Below are 26,028 nucleotides of genomic sequence, written 5' to 3'. Positions count from 1 at the left end.
TGTCCGATGCCGTCATTGCTGCCGGCGTCATTCTTTTATCCATCGGACACGGCCGCCTTCCGAAGCCATGCCGCGTCCGACGGACGCCCTGTCGCAGTGAATCGGGCTCCTCATAATCCCGCCCCGCTGCGCGCTGCGCGCACCCGCTCGCCTCGAACAAGCGAATGTCCCCTCGCGCCTCCTGCATGCTTCCCTGAACCGGCTTCGATTCAAGGACGGAACCATGCAGCACTCAAAACTCTACAGCGACCTTTGCGCACCGAGACGAGGTGCGTGGCGCTGTAGTCCTATCGATTCCGCGTGGCCGTTTTCAAGCCATCCGGTCCTATTCATAGCGACTACGCCGCACCCTCGTACGAAGCGGGTAGCCCGGGCCTCCTTCCTCTTGAACGAACACCGACACAGTACCGATCGGGGCCGCGCACGACACAACCTTAAGACGAAATGTCCTCGTTCCGCGGCGACGGATCGCCCGGTTCACCATCTCGACTTGTCTGATTGAGCGACGTGGATTTCCCCCGCCACAGGGAACAGAAAGCCCAAAGCCATCTCGTTGAAATGACTCCAAACCTCCTTGATACAGATGTGATCCGTGTCCCCTGTGGAAGCCATTTAGGCAGGATCGATGGGTAAGATCAATGGCGATTTTTACCGCTTCTTAAGCGCTGGCAGTTGACTCTCGTGCCGCGTTTTGCATGCGGGTTTGCGAGTCCCGAAAGAATCCCTGTTGAATCAAGGGTTTTAATTTTTGCTGCCGTGTTTAGCTGGCGAAAAAGAAAAAAAATAAAAATCTGCTTGACTCACTTCGCCCCGAAGAGGGCAAGCCGCCGACACCTATTCCTTGTGACAACCTCGCGCAACCGCTTGAAATTGTTTCAATAATTTTGTCACGCCACTGACACAACCATCCTTCTGGCAGGCTAGTCACGACCATGGCAGAATTATGAATCCGAAAAGCCCGGCGCACGCGCCGGGCTTTTCATCAACTGCTTATTATTTAGCCGGGTTAGGCCGAAAGCGACTTCACGCGCTGGGCCAGACGGGACACTTTGCGCGACGCCGTGTTGGCGTGCAGCACGCCCTTGGTGGCGGCGCGCATCAGTTCCGGCTGAGCTGCCTTCAGGGCAGCGGCGGCGGCTGCCTGATCGCCGGAAGCGATCGCCTCTTCAACCTGGCGGACGAAGGTGCGGACGCGCGAACGACGAGCCTTGTTCACTGCGGTACGGCGTGCGATCTTGCGGGTCGCCTTTTTCGCCGAAGTTGTATTGGCCATTGATGCCTCTCTTCGAAAACTGACATGAACTCCGCCTTCGCCGTGCCGGGTCACTGCGACCTGTCATCGAAGCAATTCGGGAGCAGTATCGGAAAGCCATGCGAGATGGCGTTTCAAACTGAGGGCGGCGTATAGCGGGAAAGCGCCCGCGCGTCAACGCGCATTTTGCGAAATCCCGCACCTTGCCGATTCACCTGTGCTTGAATTCCGCCTTGCGCTTCGCCACGAAGGCGGCCATCCCCTCCTTCTGATCCTCGGTGGCGAAAAGCGCCTGGAACAGCCGCCGCTCGAAACGCAGGCCCTCGGCAAGCGTTACTTCCAGCGAGCGGTTGACCGCTTCCTTGGCCATCATCACCGCCGGAAGCGCGAAGGAGGCGATCTTCTCGGCGGCGCCGAGCGCCTCTTCCATCATTTTGTCGGGCGCAACGATGCGCGCAACGAGGCCGGCCCGCTCCGCCTCTGCCGCGTCCATCATGCGGCCGGTCAGAATCAGGTCCATCGCCTTCGCCTTGCCGACCGCGCGCGTCAGGCGCTGCGATCCGCCCATGCCGGGAATGACGCCGAGGGTGATCTCCGGCTGGCCGAATTTCGCCGTCTCCGAGGCGATGATGAAGTCGCACATCATCGCAAGCTCGCAGCCGCCGCCAAGCGCAAAGCCCGACACGGCGGCAATCATCGGCTTGCGGGCGCCGGCGACGTGTTCCCATCCGCCGAGAAAGTCGCCGAGATAGCTGTCGACGAAATCGAGCGACTGCATTTCCTTGATATCGGCGCCGGCCGCGAAGGCCTTTTCCGAGCCGGTGATGACGATCGCGCCGACCCCCTTGTCCGCGTCGAAGGCCCTCAACGCCGCGTCAAGCTCGCGCATCAGGGTCGAGTTCAGTGCGTTCAGCGCCTGCGGCCGATTGAGAGTGATCAGGCCGACGCGCCCGCGCGTTTCGACCAGCAGCGTCTCGTAACTCATTGTCGTCTCCTCCAATTTCGAACTCGATTGGGTAGGCGCTGAGGCCCTCCCCGCTTATTTCTGGCAGCGCGGGCAATGGAAGGTCGAACGCCCCGCCTGAACGATGCGAGCGACCGTACCGCCACAGCCCGGCTTGCGGCAAGCCTCGCCCTCCCGGTCATAGACGGAGAAGGCGTGCTGGAAATAGCCGAGGCTGCCATCCGCCTGGATATGATCCTTGAGCGAAGAACCGCCGGCCGCGATCGCATCGGCGATCACCGCCCGGATCGCCTCGACAAGTGCGGACAAGGTCTTTCTCGGACGACCGCGCTTGTCGACGAGCGTGCCCGCCGCGCGTTTCGGCGACAGGCCCGAGCGCCACAGCGCCTCGCACACATAGATATTGCCAAGCCCGGCAATGGTCTTCTGATCGAGGAGCGCCGCTTTCAGTGGCTGCGCCCTGCCGACGAAGCGCTGGGCCAGATAGGTGGCGTCGAGGGCATTTCCCGTCGGCTCCTCCCCGAGGCCGCGGAAGAAGGCATGCTCGGCGATCGTGTCGCGGCGTGCCAGATCCATGAAGCCGAAGCGGCGCGGATCATTGTAGATCACCCGCGCCCGGCCGGAGTGTCCGTCGAGATGGAAGACCACATGGTCGTGCTTCTGGTCCTTGCCACGCGGATGATGGAACGCGCCGGGCGTGGCTGGTGCCGCCCCGGTTTCGATCCGGAACGATCCGGACATGCCGAGATGCGCGACGATGACATCGCCGCCCTCGAGATCGATCATCAGATATTTGGCGCGGCGCGAGAGCGCAACGATGCGCCGGCCCGACACGGCGGCGGCGAAATTGTCAGGAAAGGGAAAGCGCAAGTCCGGCCGGCGCAATTCGGCGCGCACCAGCAGCGCCCCCTCCATCGTCGGCGCCAACCCGCGTTTGACCGTCTCGACCTCAGGCAATTCCGGCATCGGCCGTCTTCCTTCACTCTTTGTTCATTCCATCCGCCCGCAGGGCGAGCGCACCATTCCCATGGCAGCATCGATGGCCTATACGGATGCGCTATGTCGCAGCCATGTCCCGCGCGCTGAGATAGCGCGTGCGGGGCGATTTCGCTATGGTGCCGGCAAAATTCGTGAAGTGGAGTTTCGTATGACGGATGAGCGCGTATCGACGGATGGCGGAATGGAGACCTCCTTCGGTTTCCGCGAGGTCGGCACGGGCGAAAAGCAGCCGCTGGTCAACGACGTCTTCCACAAGGTCGCCAAGCGCTACGACATCATGAACGACGTCATGTCGGCCGGTCTCCACCGCGTCTGGAAGGATGCGATGATCGCCGCGCTCAACCCGCCGCGCCGTGAGGACTATCGCGTCCTCGACGTTGCCGGCGGCACGGGCGACATCGCATTCCGCATCGTCGAGGCCTCCGGCCGCAAGGCGCATGCGACGGTGCTCGACATCAACGGCTCGATGCTTGCCGTCGGCGCCGAGCGCGCCAGGAAAAAGGGGCTTCTCGGCAATCTCGAATTCGTCGAGGCGAATGCCGAGGACCTGCCCTTTGCGGCAAATTCGTTCGATGCCTATACGATCGCCTTCGGCATTCGCAACGTGCCGCGCATCGACGTGGCGCTCAAGGAGGCCTATCGCGTGCTGAAGCGCGGCGGCCGGCTGCTGGTGCTCGAATTCTCCGAGGTCGAGATGCCGCTGCTTGACCGCTTCTATGACGCCTGGTCGTTCAACGCGATCCCGAAATTCGGCAAGCTCATCACCGGCGACGACGCGCCCTACCAGTATCTGGTCGAATCGATCCGCAAGTTCCCGGACCAGCGCGATTTCGCCGCGATGATCCGCACTGCCGGCTTTGGCCGCGTCTCCTTCACCAACTACACCGGCGGCATCGCAGCCCTGCATTCCGGCTGGAAGATCTGACCGCATGAGCACGCCTGGAGCATATTTCCGTCTCGTGCGGATAGGCTGGGTGCTCGCGCGCGAGGACGCATTTGCAGCGGTCCCGTCCGAACACCTTCCGCCGCTGGCGCGTTTCGTACAGCGGCTCGCCGGGCTGCTTGCCCGCCGCAGGGCCCGCTTTGAGGTGCGCAGCGGCCGGCTCGCCCGGGCCGTCGAACGGCTTGGCCCCTCCTATGTCAAGATCGGCCAGTTTCTCGCCACGCGTCCCGACGTCGTGGGCGCCGAGCTTGCCGCCGACCTCTCCCTCCTGCAGGACCGGATGGCGACATTTCCCGAGAGCGAGGCGCGGGCCGCCATTGAAGGCTCGCTCGGCCGCTCCGTCGATACGCTTTTCGTCGAGTTTTCCGAAGCGATGGCGGCCGCGTCAATCGCCCAGGTCCATCCGGCAGTCGTCCTGCGCGACGGCAGGCGCGAAAGGGTGGCCGTCAAGGTCATCCGCCCGGGCGTGCGCCAGCGTTTCGCCGCCGATATCGAGGCGATGTATCTCGTTTCGCGCATGCAGGAACGGTTCCTGCCCTATACGCGCCGGCTGAGGCCGGTCGAGGTGACGAAGACGCTCGAACAGACAACCAAGGTCGAAATGGACCTCAGGCTCGAGGCCGCCGCCCTTTCCGAACTCGGCGAGAACACCAAGGAGGATTCCGGTTTTCGCGTCCCCAAGGTCGACTGGGAGCGCACCGGCCGCGACGTCGTGACGATGGAATGGATCGACGGCGTGAAGATGTCGGATATCGAGGGCCTGAAGGCCGCCGGCCACGACCTCAATACGCTCGCCGAAACGCTGATCCAGTCCTTCCTGCGCCACACGCTGCGCGACGGCTTCTTCCACGCCGACATGCATCAGGGAAATCTGTTCGTCGACGAGGCAGGCCATATCGTTGCGGTCGACATGGGCATCGTCGGCCGGCTCGGTAAGAAGGAGCGCCGCTTCCTCGCCGAGATCCTCTTCGGCTTCATCACCCGCGACTACCAGCGCGTCGCCGACGTGCATTTCGAGGCGGGCTACGTGCCCTCGCACCATGACGCGGCGAGCTTTGCCCAGGCGATCCGTGCCATCGGCGAACCGATCCACGGCCAGCCGGCCGAAACGATCTCGATGGCCAAGCTTTTGACACTGCTCTTCGAGGTGACCGAGCTCTTCGACATGCAGACGCGCCCCGAGCTCGTGATGCTGCAGAAGACCATGGTCGTCGTCGAGGGCGTCGCCCGCACGCTCAACCCGCGGTTCAACATGTGGAAGGCGTCGGAACCGGTCGTCGGGAAATGGATCCGCGACAATCTCGGCCCGAAAAGGATCGTCACGGATCTGCGCGACGGGCTGCACGCGGCACTCCGGGTCGCCGAAGCCGTTCCGGAAATCGCCGCGCGCACCGAACGTTTCTCGGCCGAAATCATGGCGATGACCGAGAATGGCCTGCGCTTCGATCCGGAGACGGCAGAAGCGATCGGCCGGGCGGAGGCAAGGCACACCCGGTCGGGTCGGCTGGCGCTCTGGGTGATCGCGGCAACGCTCATTTTCATTGCATGGCAGCTTGTTTGACCGGTGGAGTGAAGCAGGCTGCTTTGCATTTGAGCCCCTCATCCCGCTGCCGCGACCTTCTCCCCGCTCGCGGGGAGAAGGGACAAAGCCGCGCCGCTTCATTCCCCTCGCCCCGCTTGCGGGGAGAGGGTTAGGGTGAGGGGCAAAGTGCTGACGAACACCCTTCCTACATCCCGCATCCTGGAATAGTATCCGTCCATGGACAGTCGTTTTTCGCTCGTGATGCCGGTGACCACGCAGACCTCAGGGTGTGCGGGAGACCTGTTGCACTAAGCGAGCCGTCTTCATGCCAACCCTGCCGAGGCAAGCAGGGTTCGGCTCTGTTTCCTCGGCGAGAAGAGAGAGGAAACAATGACCGCTGGTTCACCCGCACTTCATATCCGCGCCGCGTCCATCTCCGACTGGGAAGTGCTCGCCGCTTTGCGCGATCTGCCCGGCATTCGCTCCGGAACGCTACGCCTGCCCTTCGCGCCGCCGGAGCAGACGCGACGCTGGCTCGAAAGCCTTACGGAAAACGACATGGTTATCGTCGCCGAACTCGAGGGGCAGATTGTCGGGCTTGCCGGTTTGCACCGGCAAAAAGGAAGGCGGCGGCATGCGGCCGACATCGGCATGTCGGTCCACGACGATTACCGCCGGCGCGGCATCGGCAAGGCACTGCTCGAGGCGTTGACCGAGGCCGCGGACCGCTGGCTCGGCATTTTACGCATCGAACTGACGGTCTTCACCGACAACGAGGCGGCGATCGGCCTCTACCGCAATGCCGGTTTCGTCACCGAAGGCGTGTTGAAATCCTATGCGCTGCGCGACGGAGCATATGCCGACGTCTTCGCGATGGCGCGTCTGCGGCCGTGATAGGAGGAAGCGTGCCTGCGGCCCCCACCGGCACGGAGTAGCTCTGACCGATTCACGGGTCCCGCGTCTTGCGATCGACCGTCGGAACTGTCATTGCCGTTCGCCAAATCGGGAGACCAGCACATGAAGCACGAAACTCCTCCTGTTGTGGCCGGCGCCGTCATCCGCCAGGGCGGAAGAACCTGCCTTCATCGCCTGACGAACACCACCCCGGTGCTTATCCATGTGCGTTCGGGAAACAAGGTCGTGGTCATCCGCGACACGCCTTTGCTGCTCACAGCCGGCGAGTTTGGCCTGTTGCCCGACCACCAACCCATGACGATGGAGAACATTCCCAAGGCACCGCAGAACTACGAAGCGCGCATCCTACCCGTATCGCGTCCGTTGTTCGAGGAAACATATGCCCGCCTGGCTTTCATCACGCCACCTCGAACCGCCCTTCCCGTGAAGGCTTTGCACCTGCCCGCCGAGGCCGTGGCTCTGTTTGACTTCTGCTGCTCCCCGGAAAATTTCTCGAGGCTCCCCGCCCCCGTGGCGACGGTCCGCTTGATGGAACTCATCACCTGGTTTGCTCTGAGCGGCGCCGTATTGGGCGTCCAGGGAAATCCCCTTTTGCAGCATCGCCTGCGCCAGATGATCGAAGCCGAGCCTGCCCGCAACTGGACCCTCGGCCAGGCCGCACGCAGCTTCAACATGAGCGAGGCCACGCTTCGGCGTAAGCTGGCGGCGGAAAACACCAGTTTCACCGAAACATTGAGCGATACGCGCATGACGCGGCGCTGGCGCTGCTGCAAACGACCACCCTGCCGATCGCCCATGTCGCCCAGGAGGTCGGCTACGACTCGCCATCGCAGTTCTCGGCAAGGTTCAAGGAGAGATTCGGCATCAATCCGCGCGAGGTACGCGGCGATCTCGGAATTTTTGAGCGGATCGGGACAGAAGTTGAGCAGATCAGGAGAGACGCTGTGTCCGTCTGGGGATAGGGTTTCTTTGTCAGATCACCTCATTGTTTCCCTGAAACACTGAACTGACCTAACCCTCTGAAACTACGCAATTCCGTACGGAAAGACCGTTGCACACTTTTCCTGGAATTGCTCCAGCAACTGCAGGAAAGATCCATGCGCTTCATCACCACACTTCTGGCCCTGAGCTTCCTCGGCGCTACCGCCGCGCACGCCGAAATGAAACTGACCTCGAACGACTTGGCGGCCGGAAGGACCATGGCCGACGCCCAGGTCTTCAACGGCTTCGGCTGCAGCGGCAAGAACATCTCGCCGCAATTGCAATGGTCGGGCGCGCCGGCGGGCACCAAGAGCTTCGCGATCATGGCCTATGATCCTGACGCCCCGACCGGCTCCGGCTGGTGGCATTGGACGGTATTCAACCTTCCGGCAGATGCGACGGAGCTCGCGAATGGGGCGAGCGGAGGCGGAAAGCTTCCGATCGGCGCGATCGAGGGCCGCACCGATTTCGGTTCGTCCGGCTATGGCGGTGCATGCCCGCCGGAAGGTCATGGACCACACCGCTACCAGTTCACGGTCTACGCGCTGTCCGTGGACAAGCTTCCTCTCGACAAGGACGCCCCCGCCGCCATGGTCGGTTTCTTTACCCGAGCGAACGCGCTGGACCAGGCGACGATCGAGGTCACCTACGAGCGCTGATCCGGCATCAGCGGCAGCACAGCGCTTCGTTCCCTGCGGCGGATTTCAGCCGCAGGGTGCAGCGTCATTCCGGCGGGCGCAGCCTTGAGCCTCCGATTGCGCGGGTCAGTCGCCTCGGATAGGCTCGCGTCATACAGCAAGGAGCGGCGAAAAGCCGAAGCGGAATGACACTGTCGGGCAAGCGTATTCTCCTCATCATTTCCGGCGGCATCGCGGCCTATAAGAGCCTGGACCTCATCCGCAGGCTGCGCGAACGCGGCGCCACGGTCCGGCCGGTAATGACTGCCGGGGCTCAGCAGTTCGTGACGCCGCTCGCGGTCGGTGCGCTTTCGGCCTCACACGTCTATACGGAGCTCTTTTCACGCGAGGACGAGCAGGATGTGGGGCATATCCGCCTGGCGCGCGAGTGCGACCTCGTCGTGGTGGCGCCGGCGACCGCCGACCTGATGGCCAAGATGGCGAGCGGCCATGCCGACGACCTTGCCTCGACGATCCTGCTCGCAACCGATCGCACCGTGCTCGTCGCCCCGGCGATGAACCCGAAGATGTGGGCGCATCCAGCGACCCGCCGCAACCGCGCGACGCTTGCCGCCGACGGCATCCGCTTCGTCGGGCCGGCCTCTGGCGAGATGGCGGAAAGCCGCGAGGCCGGCGAAGGCCGGATGGCCGAACCCTTGGAGATCGTCGCGGCGATCGAGGACTTACTCGCCGGCGCAAAGCCGCTTGCCGGGCGCAAGGCAATCGTCTCCTCCGGGCCGACGCACGAGCCGATCGACCCGGTCCGCTATATCGCCAACCGCTCATCCGGCAAGCAGGGTCATGCCATCGCCGCGGCGCTGGCGCGGCTCGGGGCCGACGTCACTCTCGTCTCCGGTCCTGTAACGATCCCCGACCCCGCGGGCGTGCGGGTCGTTCGGGTCGTGCGCGCCGATGAGATGCGCGACGCGGTCGTCGCCGCGCTGCCGGCCGATGTAGCGGTGATGGTGGCGGCGGTCGCCGACTGGCGCGTCGCTTCCGCCGCCGGCAACAAGATCAAGAAGCGGCCGGGCGAGGCACCGCCGCCGCTGCAACTTGCCGAAAATCCCGACATCCTGAAGACCATCGGCCATCATGCATCGCGCCCGAAATTGGTGATCGGCTTTGCCGCGGAGACGGAAAACGTCGCGGAGAACGGCCGGGCAAAGCTTGAAAGGAAAGGCGCCGATTACATCGTCGCAAACGACGTCTCGCCGGCAACTGGGATCATGGGCGGCGACAGGAACCGGGTGAAGCTCATCGCCCGCGACGGCATCGAGGAGTGGCCGGAAATGGGCAAGGACGAAGTGGCCGACAAGCTCGCGGCCCTGATCTCCGCGAAACTGTTGTCGTAAGAAGCGCCGCTTCGATCAGGCAACAGGGCTTGCGACCTTCGCGGAAGAGGAGGCGGAGGCAACGGACTCCCGTGCCGGAAGGTCGGCGGCGCTGAAAAGGCGAACGTCGACGCCGTTTTCACCGACGATGACGGCCGAGCCATCCGGTATCTCGGCCCATGCGTTGTCGTCGTCATTGAGGGGTTCCGATACGAGGCAGTAACCGCCCTGCGCTCCCATCGGGGCGGCATAGAGCGTCGGCGCCTTGCGGTCGGAGGCGTAGCGCACCGCATAGAGATCCTCACCGTCGGAAAATGCCGCGGTGAAGCGGACGAGCACCTTAAGGCTGAGTTGTTCTGCGAGGCGCTCCACGAAGCCGAGCGCCTCGGCGACCGCGCCAAGCGGATCGCGGTCGAGGCCGAACTGCAGGGCGAGCAGGAAAAGCAGCTCCGAATCCGTCGTTCCGGTGCGGGCCGCATAGAGATCGTCGGCGAGCATGTTTTCCATCGGCCGCCGCAGATGCTCGAAATGGCCGATCTGGCCGTTGTGCATGAAGGCCCAGCGGCCATGCACGAAGGGGTGACAATTGTCGCGCCGGGTGCCGCCGCCGGTCGCAGCACGGACATGCGCCAGAAACAGGCGGGAGCGTATCTGCCGCGCAATGCTCTTCAGGTTGCAGTCGGACCAGGCGGGCAGGATGTCGCGATAGCGGCCAGGCTCGGGGCGGTCGCCATACCAGGCGATGCCGAAGCCGTCGCCATTGGTGGCGGTCTTCGCCCGTGTCGCGCAATGGGATTGCTCAATCAGCGAATGCGCCGGCGACGTCACCAGTTCCTCGAGATAAAGCGGCTCTCCACGATAGGCTGCCCAGCGGCACATGCGTCGATCACTCCGGTTCGGGTTCTTTGATAAAAGGCGATTCGCCGACGATCGTCACGGCGATGTTCCAACGGAACATGGTAAAAATGCGTTAACACTTTTCGCATGGCGTGCTTTTCAACAGCCGAGAGCATGCCGCCACATGCGCTGTTTCGCTTGGCACATCGGAAAGCCATTTCGAACAAACATTCCATATTGACAAGCTTCGCACATTTCATTTCATTTCGATCCAGATGCAAAGGCTCGGCCGGGAGGAACGACATGAGCGGCAAACGCAGATTGGGTGTCGGCCTGATAGGTACGGGCTTCATGGGCAAGGCCCATGCACTCGGCTTCACGATCGCTTCGCGGGTCTTCGACCTGCCCTTCGAACTGGATCTGGTTTCGGTTGCCGACGTCACCGTGGAGACTGCCGAGGCCGCCCGCGCACGTCTCGGTTTCCGCAAGGCGACCGCCGACTGGCGCGAGCTCTTGACCGATCCGGACATCGACATCATCGACATCACCACGCCGAACCTCCTGCACAAGGAAATGGCGCTTGCAGCCATCGCCCATGGCAAGCACGTCTATTGCGAAAAGCCGCTGGCACCGACCGTTGCCGACTGCGCCGAGATGGTCGGGGCCGCCGAAAAGGCCGGTCTCGTCACCCAGGTCGGCTTCAACTACCTGAAGAACCCGCTAATCTTCTTCGCCAAGGAGATCATCGACAGCGGCGAGATCGGAGAGATCCGCTCGTTCCGCGGCATTCACGCGGAAGACTTCATGGCCGACGCCACCATTCCTTGGGCCTGGCGGCTCGATCCGAGGAGCGGCGGCGGCGCGCTTGCCGATATCGGCAGCCATATCATCGCCTGCATGCGCCACCTGGTCGGACCGATCAAATCAGTCCTGGCGGAAACGGTCATCCATATACCGGAGCGCCCGGTCTCCCGCGGCGCGGCCGAGACCCGCCCCGTCGAGGTCGACGACATCGCCCGGGCCTTCGTTCGCTTCGAAAGCGGCGCCAGCGGCAGCTTCGAGGCGAACTGGATCGCCACCGGCCGCAAGATGCAGCAGGACTTCGAAATCTACGGCTCCAAGGGCAGCATCGTCTTCACCCAGGAGCGGCTGAACGAAATCAAGGTCTATTCGACCGACGGCGACATCAAGAGCCGCGGCTTCCGCACCATCTGGGCAGGACCGGAACACCCGCCCTACGGCGCCTTCTGCGTGGCACCGGGACACCAGATCGGCTTCAACGACCTGAAGGCGATCGAGGTGCACGAGTTCCTGGAGGCGATCGCCAAGGGCGGCAGGCCTTCGACGGATTTCCGCGAGGGCTACGAGGTCCAGAAGGTGCTTTCGGCCACCTACCGGTCGGCCAGGAGCAACGAATGGGTAGAGATCAGCTGACGGCGTTTCCTTCTCGAGAGGAAACGACGCCCGGGAATCGCCCTCACCCTAACCCTCTCCCCGCAAGCGGGGAGAGGGACTTGGACGGCGTGGCATATCCCTTCTCCCCGCGCGCGGGGAGGGCATATCCCTTCTCCCAGCGCGCGGGGAGAAGGTCGCGGCAGCGGGATGAGGGGCCAAACGGCTTTTCACCGCCGCGGAGAATCCACAAAAATAGAACGTCCGTTCTATGCCCGTATCGCCTAATCGATTAAAGTGAGGCAAATAGAACAAGCGAGCCTGGAGACGCTGAACGATGTCGACATCGGAGACGACCACGGATGCCCCGCAGGATTTCGAGGCGCTGAAGGCCGTCATCCTCGAACGCAAGGCGCAATTGCCGAAGCGGCTGAAACAGGTCGCCGCCTATTCGCTCGACAATCCGGACGAAATCGCCTTCGGCACGGCGGCGAGCATCGCCACCTCGGCCGATGTCCAGCCGTCCACTCTGGTGCGCTTCGCCCAGCATTTCGGCTTCGAAGGCTTTTCGAGTCTGCAGCAGATTTTTCGGGCGCGCCTGCGTGAGCGAACACCGGGCTACGAGGACCGGTTGAAGGCGCTGCGCGGCAACGAGCACAGCAAGCTCGAGAGCGGCTCGATCTTCAACGGCTTCGTGGCGGCCGCGCATCGCTCGCTCGACAACATCGCAACATCGGTCGATCCGGAAGCCTTCGAGCAGGCCGTCGACATCCTCGCCAAGGCGGAGACGATTTATCTCATCGCCAAGCGCCGCTCCTATCCGATTTCCAGCTACATGGCCTATGCCTTCGGCAAGCTGAAAGTGAAATACCAGCATGTCGGCACGGCCGCCGGCATCGACGACGACATGCTGGCGATGGCGACGAAAGAGGATGCCGCCTTCGCCGTCAGCTTCTCGCCCTATGCGTCCGAGAGTGCGGCCCAGGCTCGGCTTTTAGCGAATCGAAGGGTTCCGGTCGTGTCGCTGACAGACTCCGCCTTCTCGCCGCTGGCCGAGTCGTCGAAGGTCTGGTTCGAGCTCGTCGAAGCCGATCATGCCGGCTTCCGTTCGCTTTCGGCCAGCATGGCCTTCGCCATGGCGCTGACCGTGGCGATCGCCGAAAAACGCCGTCGCGCCGAAGATGCCGCGTCAATATAGAACGAAAATTCCATATTGACGAGAGGACGGAATTTATGTTTCATACACTCATCGCCCAGCACCTAAAGAAATCTGTCGGCGCCGGCGCGGCGTCCGCGGGGAGGAAGCAGTGAGCCAGATTCCATCGGCATCGGCAAAGGGCGCCAAGCCCCTCGACATCATCACCATCGGCAGAGCCTCGGTCGACCTTTACGGTCAGCAGATCGGCACGCGGCTTGAGGACGTGGCGAGCTTCGCCAAATCGGTCGGCGGCTGCCCCTGCAATATTTCGGTTGGCACCGCGCGCCTCGGGCTCAAATCGGCGCTGCTGACGCGCGTCGGCAACGAGCAGATGGGCCGCTTCATCCGCGAACAGTTGCAACGCGAGGGCGTGGAGACGCGCGGCATCGTCATCGATCCGGAACGGCTGACCGCACTCGCGATCCTCTCCGTCGAGAACGAAAAGTCGTTTCCGCTGCTCTTCTATCGCGACAATTGCGCCGACAACGCGCTCAATGAAGATGACATCGCGGAGGACTTCATCCGCTCCGCCCGCGCGGTCCTCGTCACCGGCACGCATTTCTCGAAGCCCAACACCGATGCCGCGCAGCGCAAGGCGATCCGGATCGCCAGGGAAAGCGGCGCGCAGATCGTCTTCGACATCGACTATCGCCCGAACCTCTGGGGTCTCGCGGGCCACGATGCCGGCGAAAGCCGCTACATCGCGTCCGACCGCGTCTCGGCACATCTGAAGACCGTGCTCGGCGATTGCGACCTGATCGTCGGCACCGAGGAAGAGGTGCTCATCGCGTCTGGGGAGAGCGACCTGCTGCAAGCCTTGAAGACCATCCGGTCGCTGTCGAACGCGACGATCGTCTTGAAGCGCGGACCGATGGGCTGCATTGTCTATGACGGGCCGATCTCGGACGATCTCGAGGACGGCATTGTCGGCAAGGGCTTCCCGATCGAAGTCTATAACGTGCTCGGCGCCGGCGACGCCTTCATGTCCGGCTTCCTGCGCGGCTGGTTGAAGGGCGAGCCGCATGCGACCTCGGCCACCTGGGCCAATGCCTGCGGCGCGTTCGCGGTATCGCGGCTGCTCTGCGCGCCGGAGATCCCGACCTGGACTGAATTGCAGTATTTCCTGGAGCACGGCAGCAAGGAAAAGGCGCTGCGCAAGGACGAGGCGATTAACCACGTGCACTGGGCGACGACGCGCCGCCGCGACATTCCGCTGCTGATGGCGCTCGCCATCGACCACCGCAGCCAGCTGGAGGATATCGCCGAGGGCAAGCCGGAACTGCTGGCGCGCATCCCGGCTTTCAAGGCGCTCGCCGTCAAGGCCGCTGCTGAAGTGGCCGCCGGCCGGCCCGGCTTCGGCATGCTGATCGACGACAAATACGGCCGAGACGCGCTTTATGCCGCCGGTGCCTACCGCGATTTCTGGATCGGCAAGCCGATCGAGCTACCGGGCTCGCGGCCGCTGCAGTTCGAATTCAGCCAGGATCTCGGCAGCCGGCTTATCGACTGGCCCGTCGATCACTGCATCAAGGTGCTCTCCTTCTACCATCCGGACGATCCGGCCGAAATGAAGGCCGCGCAGATCGCCAAGCTTCGTTCGGCCTTCGAGGCGGCCCGCAAGGTCGGCCGCGAGATCCTGATCGAAATCATCGCCGGCAAGCACGGACCGCTTGAGGACGACACGATACCGCGGGCGCTGAACGAGCTCTATGATGCCGGCCTGAAACCCGATTGGTGGAAGCTCGAGCCGCAGGCGAGCCGCGGCGCCTGGGCGGCCATCGACGCCGTCATCGAAAACCGTGACCCGCTCTGCCGGGGCGTCGTCCTGCTCGGCCTCGAGGCCCCTTACGACGTGCTGAAGGACGGGTTCGCGGCGGCGAGGACGTCGACGTCGGTGAAAGGATTTGCCGTCGGCCGGACGATCTTTGCCGACGCCGCCAAGAGCTGGCTCACCGGGTCGATGAGCGACGACGAGGCCGTGGCCGACATGGCGGCGAAGTTCAAGGCGCTGGTGGATCTCTGGCTGCGCTTGGGTGAAACCAAGGCTGCCTAAGCAGGACAAGGACGTGGGAAGCACCCGAAGCCTGCTCTACCTATAGCCGACCTGCGGCATCAAAAATGACAATGGGCGGAGCGGACTTCGCCACCTGGAGGAAATTCAAGATGAGCCAGAAAACCGTGCGCCTGACCATGGCACAGGCCGTGGCGCGGTTCATGACCCGGCAGATGACCATCATCGACGGCAAGCGCGTGCCGATCTTCGGCGGCGTCTTCGCGATCTTCGGCCATGGCAACGTCGCAGGCGTCGGCGAGGCACTCTATGCCATCCGCGAAACCCTGCCGACCTACCGCTCCCAGAACGAGCAGGGCATGGCGAACGCTGCGATCGCCTTTGCCAAGGCGAGCTTCCGCCGCCGCTTCATGGCTTGCACGAGCTCGATCGGCCCCGGCGCCCTCAACATGGTCACTTCGGCGGCCCTTGCCCACGTCAACCGCCTGCCTGTCCTGTTCCTGCCCGGCGACGTTTTCGCCAACCGCCGGCCCGATCCGGTGCTGCAGCAGGTGGAAAGCTTCGGCGATGCGACGATTTCGGCCAATGACTGCTTCCGTCCGGTGTCGCGCTATTTCGACCGCATTACCCGCCCGGAACAGATCATTCCGGCGCTTCGCCGCGCCATGCAGGTGCTGACCGATCCAGCCGATTGCGGCCCGGTGACGCTGTCGCTCTGCCAGGACGTTCAGGCGGAAGCCTATGACTATCCGGAATCCTTTTTCGACGAGAAGGTCTGGGTGCCGCGGCGCATCGAGCCCGATCTCGACGAGCTGGCTTCGGCGATTGAATTGCTGAGGGCCGCGAAAAAGCCGATCATCATCGCCGGCGGCGGCGTGCTCTATTCGGAAGCGACGAGCGACCTCGCGGCTTTCGCCGAAAAGTACGGAATTCCGGTGGTCGAGACGCAGGCCGGCAAGTCGGCCCTGCCGCATTCGCATCCGCTGAACATGGGATCGGTCGGCGTCACCGGAACCTCCGCTTCCAATGCACTTGCCGAGGAGACCGACCTGGTGCTCGCCGTCGGATCGCGGCTGCAGGACTTCACCACCGGTTCCTGGGCGCTCTTCAAGAACGACGAGCTGAAAATCATCGGCCTCAATGTCCAGCCCTTCGACGCCGGCAAGCACAACGGCCTGCCGCTGATCTGCGACGCGCGGGTCGGCCTCAACCGCCTGTCCGGCGGACTGGGCGGCTACAAGGTCGACCGGAGCTGGACGGAGAAGGCGAAGGCCGGCAAGGCCGAATGGATGGCCGCGGCCGACAAGGCGACGGCGACGACCAATGCGGCGCTGCCCTCCGATGCCCAGGTGATCGGCGCCGTCCAGCGCGCCCGCGGCGGCAACAATACGACGCTCGTCTGCGCGGCTGGCGGTCTGCCCGGCGAGCTGCACAAGCTCTGGCAGGCGGAAGAGCCCGGCGGCTACCACATGGAATACGGCTTCTCGACCATGGGCTACGAGGTCGCCGGCGGCCTCGGCGTCAAGCTCGCCAGGCCTGAGCGCGACGTCATCGTCATGGTCGGCGACGGCAGCTACATGATGCTGAACTCGGAGATCGCCTCCTCGATCATGCTCGGCGCAAAGTTCACCATCGTGCTGCTGGACAATGCCGGCTATGGCTGCATCAACCGGCTGCAGATGGAGACCGGCGGGGCGAACTTCAACAACCTGCTTCAGGACACGCATCACGTCGAACTGCCGCAGATCGACTTCGCCGCGCATGCCGCCGCCATGGGGGCGGTCACCCGCAAGGTCGGCTCGATCCCGGAACTCGAAGCGGCGCTTGCCGAAACCGCCAACGAGGCCCGCACCACGGTGATCGTCATCGACACCCATCCGCTGATCACGACCGAGGCCGGCGGCCATTGGTGGGACGTCGCAGTTCCGGAAGTTTCGGAGCGCGAGCAGGTGAAGGCGGCCCGCGAAGGTTACGAGAAGGCACTGCAGTCGCAGCGCTTCGGTTAAATTCAATGAAAGGGCGCCCCACGTTTTCGCGCGGGCGCCCTTTCATGTTCGGCCACAAAGGACAGGGCGCAAGATGCCCCTCTCCTCGGGTTTAACCCGAGGACTAGCCCTCTCCCCGCAGGCGGGGAGAGGGGACTTCGGACAGCGCGGTCACATCCCTTCTCCCCGCAAGCGGGGAGAAGGTGGCGGCAGCCGGTTGAGGGGCATTGTGCCAAAAGATAACGAAGCAGCCGCTTCGAGCAGACAAACCAGAAAGTGAGACCCATGATCCGCTACGGAACCAACCCGATCGCCTGGAGCAATGACGACGACCACTCGATCGGCGCGCATCTGACGCTCGAGGACTGCCTTTCCGATTGCCAGAAGATCGGCTTCGACGGCATCGAGAAGGGCCACAAGATGCCGTCCGATCCGGAGGCGCTGAAGCAGAAGCTCGGATCCTACGACCTCGTCTTCGTCTCCGGCTGGCACTCGACCAATCTCTTGACCCATGACGTCGAGGCCGAGAAAAAGGCGATCCAGCCGCATCTCGATCTTTTGAAGCACAATGGCTGCAAGGTGGCGATCGTCTGCGAGACCTCGAACGCCATCCATGGCGACGATTCCAGGTCGCTCGTCAGGGACAAGCCGGTGCTGCCGGCCGATCAGTGGAAGAATTTCGGCGCGGATCTCGAGGTGATCGCTGAGTATTGCGCCGACCAGGGCATCGACCTCGTCTATCACCACCACATGGGCACGATCGTCCAGAGCGGCGAGGAGATCGACCTGTTGATGGAAAACACAGGGCCGGCGACGAAGCTGCTGCTCGACACCGGGCACGCCTGGTTCGGCGGCTCCGATCCGGTGGAAGTGGCGAAGAAATACATGGACCGCGTCCGTCACATTCATTGCAAGAACGTCCGTCCGGCGGTCCGCAAAGTGGTTGAAGGCGAAGGACTCTCATTCCTCGAAGGCGTGCGCCGCGGCGTCTTCACGGTACCCGGCGATGCCGAAGGCGGTGTCGACTTCCTGCCGGTGCTGAAAATCGCCGCCGAACACGGCTATGATGGCTGGCTGGTGATCGAGGCCGAGCAGGATTCGGCGGTGCGCAATCCGTTCGAATACCAGTCCTTGGGCCTGAAATCGTTGAAGGCGTTTGCGAAGGAAGCGGGGCTGGACAAGTAAGCTCTTATTCGTTGGCAGCGCCCCCTCATCCGGCTGCCGCCACCTTCTCCCCGCTCGCGGGGAGAAGGGATATGCAGCGCCACTTAAAGTCCCCTCTCCCCCTGCAGGGAGAGGGTTAGTCTTCGGGTTAAACCCGAGGAAAGGGGCGGGCCGAGACGCGGCTACAAGGAAGAAAATAAGGAGACCGTCACATGTCCAAACTGCTCGTCAAACCGAAGGCGCAAACCGGTCTGGTCCAGGACATCACGCCGGAGAGCGCCGGCTGGACCTATGTCGGTTTCGCGCTTAACCGGCTGAAGCCAGGGGAAAAGACCGGCGGCGAAGCGGGCGAGAAGGAATTCTGCCTGGTGCTCGTCAGCGGCAGGGCGAAGATCTCCGTCGACGGCGAGGATTTCGGCGAACTCGGCGAGCGCATGACGCCCTTCGAGGGTCAGCCCTATGCCGTCTATGTGCCGAAGGGCAGCGCATGGCAGGCCGAAGCCACGACCGACCTCGAGCTCGCCGTCTGCTCCGCACCCGGTGGCGAAGGCTTCGAGGCGAAGGTGATCCACCCCGGCACGCATCCGCAGATGACGCGCGGCAAGGGCACCAATACCCGCTACGTCACCAATATCATGCCGGAGGACGACGGCTCGGCTCAGTCGCTGCTGGTCGTCGAGGTGATCACGCCGGGCGGCCACACCTCCTCCTACCCGCCGCACAAGCACGACCAGGACAACCTGCCGGCCGAAAGCTATCTCGAGGAAACCTATTACCACCGCCTCAACCCGCCGCAGGGCTTTGCCATGCAGCGCGTCTACACGGACGACCGATCGCTCGACGAGACCATGGCGGTGGAAGACGGCGACGTGGCGCTCGTCCCGAAGGGCTACCATCCGGTCGCCGCCGTTCACGGCTACGACTCGTATTATCTCAACGTCATGGCCGGGCCGAAGCGGATCTGGAAGTTCCACAATGCCAAGGAACACGAGTGGCTGTTCACCGGCATCTGAGCCGGGGCGGCAATACACTCGACGAAACGGGCGGGCGCCCTATCGTATCTTGCTGAGGCAAAGCGACGAGGAGCCCTCCCATGCACATCGACGGCCAGTGCCATTGCGGCTTCGTCACCTATGAGGCGGAAATCGATCCCGAGGACGTCTCGATCTGTCACTGCACCGATTGCCAGAAACTCACCGGTTCCGCCTATCGCGTGACCGCGAGCGCGCCGCGCGCCTCCTTCCGGCTCACCGGCGGCGAACCGAAGCTCTACGTCAAGATCGCCGAGAACGGGCGCAAAAGGCTGCAATTCTTCTGCCCGCAATGCGGCTCGCCGGTCTATACCACGGGCACGGATGAGGACGCGGAGGAGATCGGCATCCGTGTCGGCACGATCAACCAGCGGGCCGAACTCACGCCGCGTTCGCAGATCTGGTGCTCCTCCGCCCTGCCTTGGGTCGGCGACATAAGCGCGCTGCCGGGGCGGCCGCGGGAATAAGAGAGGGTGTTGATACCCCCTCTGCCCTGCCGGGCATCTCCCTCACAAGGGTGGAGATTGGCCAGAAGCAATGCCTTGGCCGACCTTAAATTCGACAATGCCGAGGTCGCCGAGGCAACGGCATGTCTCAGTGTAGTTGATTGAGCAGGACATCGCCGCTTGCCGATCTCCCCCCATGCGGGGTAGATGCCCGGCAGGGCAGAGGGGGGTGCGACCCAGGGGTACTCCGCAGATCCGACGCCGCGCAATCTCCGCGTACCACTACGCCACCGGATAGGGCCCCTCGGCGAACACCGTATCATGGTAGCCCTTCGAGCCGATCTCACGCGCCAAGGGACTTCGGAAATCCTCATCCCGGCGAAGGCAAGAAAGCGCGTGCCGGAAATCATATTTGGGCCGCCAGCCGAGAGACGAGATTGCCCGGGCACTCACATAAACCCGGTCGATCGACGGAAAGAGCTTCCAGCCCCGCTCTGCATAGAACGCTTCGCATTCCGGGAATCGGCGCAGGACGACGCGCGCGGCGTCCGTCCTGAGCTCGGCCAGGTCGTTAGGCGAAAAGGGCGTCGGCGCCGAGACGATATAGCGCCCGAAGCCAATCTCCTCTGCCCGCTCCACCGCCGCCAGATGCGCGCTCACCACGTCTTCGATATCGGCCCGGCGGTAGAGGAGTTCGTTCGCCTGAGCATTCTCCGTTTCATAGCGGCCCCGGATTTCCGCATCGTCGTCGGCCTCGGGAAAAAATCGGGAGGTGCGCAGAATGATGGTGGGCAGCCGGTGCCGCCGGGCGAAGAGTTCGCAGAGTCCTTCCGCCGCAAGCTTGCTTGTGCCGTAGATATTGCGTGGAATCGGCGTGACATCCTCGGTGATCCAGGCGGCCGGCGCGCCAGGCGCCGGCGTCAGCGCGGAACCGAAAGCGCTGGTGGTGCTGGTAAAGACGAAGGCGCCGACGCCCGCATCGGCTGCGGCCTCGAGCAGGTTGAGCGTCCCGGTGATATTGGTATCGACGAATTCCGAATAGCCGTGCGTCGCCACATGCGGTTTGTGCAGTGTCGCCGCATGGATGACGGCTCGCACGCCCTTGACGGCGTGCCGGACGAAGGCGGGATCGGCGATCGAGCCGAGATGGTCGCTGAATTCCGAGGGCTTGATGTCGACACCGCGCACAGGGCGCCCCGCCCGGCGCAATACTCGCATCAGCGCCTCGCCGAGATGGCCAGCGCTTCCCGTCACCAGAATTGTCATCCGTTCGCTCCTCGTTTCCTGGAAGGCTAAACGCGGCCGGCGAGGAGCGACAAGGCATAAATTATACCCCCGCGATCACGTCAGCGTCGTCACCAGGCGGCCGATCGCTCCGTCCGAAAGTGGAATGCGTTCCCACAGCACGCTGCCCGCGAGGATCGGCACGTCGTCGCGGCCGTTCGGCCCCGTCGCGACGACAAGCGACGACGTCTGGCCGTGATACCAGCCAAGGTCTTGAAGCGTCGCCTCAGCCTGCTGAATGCCCTCCGACGCATAACGGAACATCGGCGTTCCGAGCATATCTCGTCGCCATTCCTTCCGCCGGGCCGGCGACGCCGCCAGCAGCCGATGCGAGTGGTCGCAAATCAGATGGACGCGCGCTGTCGAGGTTTCGACGAGCCGCCTGATGGCCGCATCGGCGGCGGATGCCTGAGGTGCGAAGAGGCGTTCGAGAGCGGCTCGCTGATCCTCGGCGGGCATCAGGACGCCGGTCTCCCAGCGCGATACCGTCGCCTGCGTGACGCCCAGGAGCTCCGCCACGTGGCTCTGCTTGATGCCGCGCATGAGGCGCAAGCGCTTCAACGCGCGTCCTGTGTAAAGCATTGCCACCTCCTCGAAGCCGAACCGCGTGCCGCTTTGCCGCAGGACAACGGAAAGGCTATACCAGCATCGGGCCCAACGAAGAACACAGACGGCGATCGGATCGTGATGAAAGGCCAATTCAGGGTGATGCCGCGCCGCATTGACGGGGTCGACGTGGTCGAAGCCGCGACACGCCATCGCTTCGCGCGCCACACCCATGAGCAATTCGGCATCGGCCTCATTCACCAAGGCGCGCAGAGTTCGCTGAGTGGGCGCGGCACCGTCGAGGCGGAAGCCGGCGACGTGATCACCGTCAATCCGGGCGAGGTCCACGACGGCGCGCCGGTCGGCGACGCCGGTCGCTCCTGGCGGATGCTCTATCTCGCGCCGTCGCTGATCGAGGCTGTCGTCAGCGACATCAGCGAAGGACGAATGCGGACCTGCGAGTTCGCCGTTCCGGTCATCCGCAACGTTGTCCTCGCGGCCCGCTTTCGCGCCCTCTTCGCGGCTGCAGCGACCGCAGACGGCGCCGAGGCGACGCTTCGCTGGGAAGAACTGGCGGTGACGTTGCTTGCCGAGGCGATGCATCTTGTCCCCCGATCCGCCACCGGGCAAAAAGTGCCCGCTTCGATCGCAGCGGCGATCAGTCTGATCGACGAGGATCCGCTGACGCCGCTCACCTTGGCGGACCTCGCCCGCGAAAGCGGCTTGAGCCGCTTCCAGGTCGTGCGCGGCTTTGCCAAGGCGACCGGCCTGACGCCGCATGCCTATCTCATGCAACGGCGCATCGATATCGTCCGTCGGCTGATCGGCGAGAGCACGCCGCTTGCGGAGGCGGCGATTGCCGGCGGTTTTGCCGACCAGAGCCATATGACGCGGCTATTCGTCCGCAAATATGGGTTTTCGCCAGGCGCCTATGCGCGGGCTGTCGGCATGCCGCCCAAAAGTGCGCAGCGGTTTTGGGACATCGACATGCACAAAAACAAAGACCCAAAGCGCGTGGCATGAATATGGTTGAATGCGACGCGCTTTAGGACCTGCAATTCCGTTCAAGACCTCCGCCCCCCGATCCGATTTTCTGCCGTCAGCAATCACGGATGGCGGGCAGCATGTCGAAGCAAGCTCAGGGATACTTCTATCTTTCTCTCGCGATGGTTCTTGTGGGGAGCACGGTTGCTGCGAGCAAGATCATCGCGGCCGGCCTGCCGCCTTTCACCGCAACGGCGCTGCGTTTCGCCATCGCCTTCCCGCTCTTGCTGCTGCTGATGCGGCGAACCCGAACGCCGTGGCCGCGGCTCCCAAGGGGCGACTGGCTCATCCTTTTTCTGCAGGCCGGCGCCGGCAGCGTCGGCTATACGACCCTGCTCATTTCCGGCTTGAAGCTCACCCCCGCGGCAGATGCCGGCGTGATCATCGGTACGCTTCCCGTCGTCTCGGCGGCGATCGCCATCGTCATTCTTGGTGAAAGACCGCATCCTTCGACGCTTCTCGCGATCGCTCTTGCCGCCGCAGGCGTGCTGACGATCGTTTTTCGATCGGAGACCGGCGGCATGCATTCGCTCACCGGTAGCGTGCTGATCTTCTGCGCCGTCATCTGCGAAGGGCTGTTCATCCTCCTCAACAAGCGTTTGAAGCGCGCAATCCCACCGCTGACCCTATCCAGTCTGATGGCCGGCCTCGGCGGCGTGATCGCCGCGCCGATTGCGCTTGCGGAGGTTCCCTGGGCCGGATCGATAACCACGGCCGCCATTGCCGCCGTCGCGTATTATGCACTGGTGCCGACCGTCGGCGGCTTCCTGCTCTGGTATGCGGGGCTGGCCAAGGTGAGCGGTACCGAAGCGTCGGTCTTCACAGCGCTTGCGCCCGTATCCGCCGTGCTTTTCGCCTTTGCGGTGCTCGGCGAGCCGCTGACTCGTCATCAGCTGCTCGGCATCGGCTGCGTCCTTGCCGCGGTGCTCTGCATCGGCCTTTCCAGACCGACGACTCCGGGCAGCCTACGGATACGACCCGAACCTCATTGAACAGGAGCAGTCTCATGCATTTCCGTCACTCGACCGATATCTGGACAGAGTTCCCCGAACTTGCGGCGGGCGTCCTCCATGTCGAGGGCATCCATCGGGACGTGCCCGTCGCGGCCCATGCCACTGAGTTCGAGGCCGTCGCGAAAGCCCGACTTGCAGAAGCCGCAGAGGGTGATCTTCCCGAAATACAGGCCTGGCGCCGCGCCTTTTCGCGCATGGGGATGAAGCCGACAGCCTCCGAGGCGCTGCTCAGGCGGTTCAGGAAGGAGGGAACACTACCCAAAATCCATCCGCTGATCGATCTTTGCAATGCGGCTTCGCTCGCCTTTGCCATTCCGATCGCAGTCTTCGATCTCGACAAGGTGGCGGCCCATCTCGAGGTGCGGCACGCTGACGGCGACGAGGTCTACATGACATTTGCCGGCGACATCGAACATCCTGAGCCGCGGGAGGTCATCTTCACCGACGCCGAGAAACGTGCCCATGCGCGACGCTGGACCAACCGCCAGAGCGGTTATTCGGCCGTGCGCGACGAGACAAAGCGCGTGCTGGTCGTCGCCGAGGCGCTGCATGCCGGCGCGGCGGCCGACGTGAAACGGCTGACCGACGAACTCGGCGCCGCCATCCGCACCGTCTGGTCCGTCGAGCCTCGATGCGCGATATTGGGCCGAACGGCGCCGCGTCTTGATTGCTGAACGGCCACCATTCGCTTGGTCATCGCCTCACTGCTGCCAAAAAGCTTTGAACGGCTAAGGCGCGTTCCAACCGCGACAGCGAGGATCAAATCCATGCTTGATGGAGGCGTTCCATCACTTGCTGCGCCCAACTGATTCTCGCGCTGCGAATGTCATTCTCGTGGGGGTCGATCACGCCGCCTTGGCGACGTGATATTCCTTGATCGCCACCATTTTGATCGCCGGGTAGCGTTCCGACTCGTAGCGCAGCGAGAAGCCGTCCTGGGCCATGAACACCGGGTCGCCATCGAGGTCGCGGGCGATGTCGCCGCGCCGCGCCGCGATAAACTTTTCGAGTTCGGCGGGATTGTCGGCGGAGACCCAGCGGCAGACGGAGAAACGCGACATTTCGAAGGAGACGGGCAGGCCGTATTCCGCCTGCAGGCGCTCCTTCAGCACGTCGAGCTGCAGCGCGCCGACAACGCCGACGATGGCAGGCGCACCGTCATCGGGGGAGAAGAGCTGCACGACGCCCTCCTCCGCCATCTGCTGCAGCGCCTCCTTCAGCTTCTTCGCCTTCATCGCGTCCTCGAGCCGCACGCGGCGGAGGATTTCCGGCGCGAAGTTCGGCACGCCTTGGAAAACGAGCGGCTCGCCTTCCGTCAGCGTATCGCCGATCCGAAGCGTGCCGTGGTTCGGGATGCCCACCACGTCGCCGGCAAAGGCCATATCGGCGAGCTGGCGCTGCGAGGCAAAGAAGAACTGCGGGGCGGTAAGCCCCATCTGCTTGCCGGTGCGCGACAGGCGCGCCTTCATGCCGCGCTCGAGCTTGCCCGAGCAGACACGGACGAAGGCGATGCGATCGCGGTGGTTCGGGTCCATGTTCGCCTGGATTTTGAAGACGAAGGCGGTCATCCGGTCGTCGGTCGCCTCGACGGTGCGGATGTCGGCGACCTGGGCGCGCGGCGGCGGCGCGAAGTCGCTGAGCGCATTGATCAGGTCGCGAACGCCGAAATTGCGGAGCGCCGAGCCGAAGAAGACCGGCGTCAGATGGCCCTCGAGGAAGGCTTTGCGGTCGAAGGGCTTGCAGGCCTCGATCGCCAGCATCGTCTCCTCGATGAAGGCGTCGCGCTCGTTCTCCGGCAGGCGATGCGAGGCCATTTCCGGATCGTTGACCTTGGTCAGCCGCTCCTGCGTGTCGGCGCCGCGCACCTCGTTGGTGGCAAGATGATACGTGCCGCAGAAGGTTTTCGAACGGCCGATCGGCCAAGTGACCGGCGCACAGTCGAGTGCCAGCTTTTGCTCGACCTCGTCGAGGATCTCGAAGGGGTCGCGGCTCTCGCGGTCCATCTTGTTGACGAAGGTAATGATCGGAATGTCGCGCAGGCGGCACACCTCGAAGAGCTTGAGCGTGCGCGGCTCGATGCCCTTGGCGGCGTCGATCACCATGACGGCCGCGTCGACCGCCGTCAGCGTGCGATAGGTATCGTCGGCAAAGTCCTCGTGACCGGGCGTGTCGAGCAGGTTGAAGACCGTGTCGTCGTATTCGAAGGTCATCACCGAGGTGACGACCGAGATGCCGCGCTCGCGCTCGATCTTCATCCAGTCGGAACGGGTCTGGATGCGGTCCTTCTTGGCCTTCACCTCGCCGGCGAGCTGGATCGCGCCGCCGAAGAGCAGCAGCTTTTCGGTGAGGGTCGTCTTACCGGCGTCCGGGTGCGAAATGATCGCAAATGTGCGGCGGCGGGAAACCGCCTCGGCAATGCTTTCGGCCATGATCTGAGTATCCTGTGAGTTGCCGCGTCCTTTACAGGCTCGGACGGCAATATGCAATTGACTG

Annotated in this window: 21 protein-coding genes and 2 pseudogenes; 16 read left to right on the top strand and 7 right to left on the bottom strand. The window is 63.6% G+C overall.

The annotated features are described in order from the left end of the window. Positions 1-1,006: 1,006 nt before the first annotated feature. From rpsT to mutM, 3 genes are all read right to left on the bottom strand, one after another. Entirely contained in the window at positions 1,007-1,273 is a 267-nt protein-coding gene (gene rpsT, locus SS05631_RS19470; protein ID WP_018235071.1) for a 30S ribosomal protein S20, read from the bottom strand. 190 nt (positions 1,274-1,463) lie between these two features. Continuing rightward, a complete protein-coding gene (locus tag SS05631_RS19465; RefSeq protein ID WP_037420872.1) occupies positions 1,464-2,237 on the bottom strand; it encodes an enoyl-CoA hydratase in 774 nt (257 codons plus the stop codon). A gap of 54 nt (positions 2,238-2,291) precedes the next feature. Next, complete coding sequence (gene mutM, locus SS05631_RS19460; RefSeq protein WP_037420875.1) at positions 2,292-3,182, bottom strand: bifunctional DNA-formamidopyrimidine glycosylase/DNA-(apurinic or apyrimidinic site) lyase; 891 nt, start codon at positions 3,180-3,182, stop codon at positions 2,292-2,294. A gap of 181 nt (positions 3,183-3,363) precedes the next feature. On the opposite strand from mutM, the gene ubiE reads away from it, so the two are divergent. The 6 genes and pseudogenes from ubiE (at position 3,364) to coaBC (ending at position 9,605) form a co-directional block, all read left to right on the top strand. Continuing rightward, complete coding sequence (ubiE, locus tag SS05631_RS19455; protein WP_037420877.1) at positions 3,364-4,140, top strand: bifunctional demethylmenaquinone methyltransferase/2-methoxy-6-polyprenyl-1,4-benzoquinol methylase UbiE; 777 nt, start codon at positions 3,364-3,366, stop codon at positions 4,138-4,140. A 4-nt stretch (positions 4,141-4,144) separates the two neighbouring features. Further along, positions 4,145-5,719: a 2-polyprenylphenol 6-hydroxylase gene (gene ubiB / locus SS05631_RS19450; protein ID WP_037420880.1), complete on the top strand. Its 1,575-nt coding sequence runs from the start codon at positions 4,145-4,147 to the stop codon at positions 5,717-5,719. Between the two features lie 351 nt (positions 5,720-6,070). Beyond that, positions 6,071-6,574 (top strand): GNAT family N-acetyltransferase, encoded by a 504-nt coding sequence (locus SS05631_RS19445; protein ID WP_037420883.1) that lies wholly within the window; start codon positions 6,071-6,073, stop codon positions 6,572-6,574. A 123-nt stretch (positions 6,575-6,697) separates the two neighbouring features. After that, positions 6,698-7,557: pseudogene (locus tag SS05631_RS19440) on the top strand (AraC family transcriptional regulator). Between the two features lie 135 nt (positions 7,558-7,692). Further along, a complete protein-coding gene (locus SS05631_RS19435) occupies positions 7,693-8,235 on the top strand; it encodes a YbhB/YbcL family Raf kinase inhibitor-like protein (RefSeq protein ID WP_037420885.1) in 543 nt (180 codons plus the stop codon). A gap of 164 nt (positions 8,236-8,399) precedes the next feature. Continuing rightward, positions 8,400-9,605, top strand: a complete 1,206-nt coding sequence (gene coaBC / locus SS05631_RS19430) for a bifunctional phosphopantothenoylcysteine decarboxylase/phosphopantothenate--cysteine ligase CoaBC (RefSeq protein WP_037420888.1) — start codon at positions 8,400-8,402, stop codon at positions 9,603-9,605. 15 nt (positions 9,606-9,620) lie between these two features. On the opposite strand, the gene SS05631_RS19425 is transcribed toward coaBC, so the two are convergent. After that, positions 9,621-10,463, bottom strand: a complete 843-nt coding sequence (locus SS05631_RS19425) for a class II glutamine amidotransferase (protein WP_037420891.1) — start codon at positions 10,461-10,463, stop codon at positions 9,621-9,623. A gap of 261 nt (positions 10,464-10,724) precedes the next feature. Between SS05631_RS19425 and SS05631_RS19420 the strand changes: the two genes are divergently transcribed. The 7 genes from SS05631_RS19420 (at position 10,725) to SS05631_RS19390 (ending at position 19,669) form a co-directional block, all read left to right on the top strand. Then, entirely contained in the window at positions 10,725-11,855 is a 1,131-nt protein-coding gene (locus tag SS05631_RS19420; RefSeq protein ID WP_037420894.1) for a Gfo/Idh/MocA family oxidoreductase, read from the top strand. A 295-nt stretch (positions 11,856-12,150) separates the two neighbouring features. After that, a complete protein-coding gene (locus tag SS05631_RS19415) occupies positions 12,151-13,011 on the top strand; it encodes a MurR/RpiR family transcriptional regulator (protein ID WP_037420896.1) in 861 nt (286 codons plus the stop codon). A gap of 109 nt (positions 13,012-13,120) precedes the next feature. Beyond that, positions 13,121-15,064, top strand: coding sequence for a 5-dehydro-2-deoxygluconokinase (gene iolC, locus SS05631_RS19410; protein ID WP_037420898.1), 1,944 nt, complete (start codon positions 13,121-13,123; stop codon positions 15,062-15,064). A gap of 110 nt (positions 15,065-15,174) precedes the next feature. Beyond that, complete coding sequence (iolD, locus tag SS05631_RS19405) at positions 15,175-17,028, top strand: 3D-(3,5/4)-trihydroxycyclohexane-1,2-dione acylhydrolase (decyclizing) (protein WP_037421056.1); 1,854 nt, start codon at positions 15,175-15,177, stop codon at positions 17,026-17,028. A gap of 264 nt (positions 17,029-17,292) precedes the next feature. Continuing rightward, positions 17,293-18,192 carry a myo-inosose-2 dehydratase gene (gene iolE, locus SS05631_RS19400; protein WP_037420901.1) on the top strand — a complete coding sequence of 300 codons (900 nt, stop codon included), beginning with the start codon at positions 17,293-17,295 and terminating at the stop codon, positions 18,190-18,192. A gap of 191 nt (positions 18,193-18,383) precedes the next feature. After that, a complete protein-coding gene (gene iolB / locus SS05631_RS19395) occupies positions 18,384-19,184 on the top strand; it encodes a 5-deoxy-glucuronate isomerase (RefSeq protein WP_037420904.1) in 801 nt (266 codons plus the stop codon). 80 nt (positions 19,185-19,264) lie between these two features. Further along, a complete protein-coding gene (locus tag SS05631_RS19390) occupies positions 19,265-19,669 on the top strand; it encodes a GFA family protein (protein WP_037420907.1) in 405 nt (134 codons plus the stop codon). 261 nt (positions 19,670-19,930) lie between these two features. On the opposite strand, the gene SS05631_RS19385 is transcribed toward SS05631_RS19390, so the two are convergent. Further along, positions 19,931-20,914 carry an NAD(P)-dependent oxidoreductase gene (locus SS05631_RS19385; RefSeq protein ID WP_037420910.1) on the bottom strand — a complete coding sequence of 328 codons (984 nt, stop codon included), beginning with the start codon at positions 20,912-20,914 and terminating at the stop codon, positions 19,931-19,933. A gap of 75 nt (positions 20,915-20,989) precedes the next feature. Next, positions 20,990-21,514 (bottom strand): helix-turn-helix transcriptional regulator, encoded by a 525-nt coding sequence (locus SS05631_RS19380; protein WP_037420913.1) that lies wholly within the window; start codon positions 21,512-21,514, stop codon positions 20,990-20,992. Positions 21,515-21,616: 102 nt separating this feature from the next. Here SS05631_RS19380 and SS05631_RS19375 point away from each other — a divergent pair. The 3 genes and pseudogenes from SS05631_RS19375 to SS05631_RS19365 form a co-directional block, all read left to right on the top strand. After that, positions 21,617-22,423, top strand: a pseudogene (locus tag SS05631_RS19375) (AraC family transcriptional regulator); the annotation flags it as partial. Between the two features lie 179 nt (positions 22,424-22,602). Further along, positions 22,603-23,514 (top strand): DMT family transporter, encoded by a 912-nt coding sequence (locus tag SS05631_RS19370; RefSeq protein ID WP_095678049.1) that lies wholly within the window; start codon positions 22,603-22,605, stop codon positions 23,512-23,514. A 14-nt stretch (positions 23,515-23,528) separates the two neighbouring features. After that, complete coding sequence (locus SS05631_RS19365; protein WP_037420915.1) at positions 23,529-24,209, top strand: phenylalanine--tRNA ligase beta subunit-related protein; 681 nt, start codon at positions 23,529-23,531, stop codon at positions 24,207-24,209. A gap of 171 nt (positions 24,210-24,380) precedes the next feature. On the opposite strand, the gene SS05631_RS19360 is transcribed toward SS05631_RS19365, so the two are convergent. Beyond that, positions 24,381-25,964, bottom strand: a complete 1,584-nt coding sequence (locus SS05631_RS19360) for a peptide chain release factor 3 (RefSeq protein ID WP_037420918.1) — start codon at positions 25,962-25,964, stop codon at positions 24,381-24,383. Between the last annotated feature and the right edge of the window lie 64 nt (positions 25,965-26,028).

This window comes from Sinorhizobium sp. CCBAU 05631 (assembly GCF_002288505.1).
GTDB lineage: Bacteria > Pseudomonadota > Alphaproteobacteria > Rhizobiales > Rhizobiaceae > Sinorhizobium > Sinorhizobium fredii_C.
Note: the sequence above shows the minus strand (reverse complement) of the source record. Positions and strands in the feature narration are given on the sequence as shown.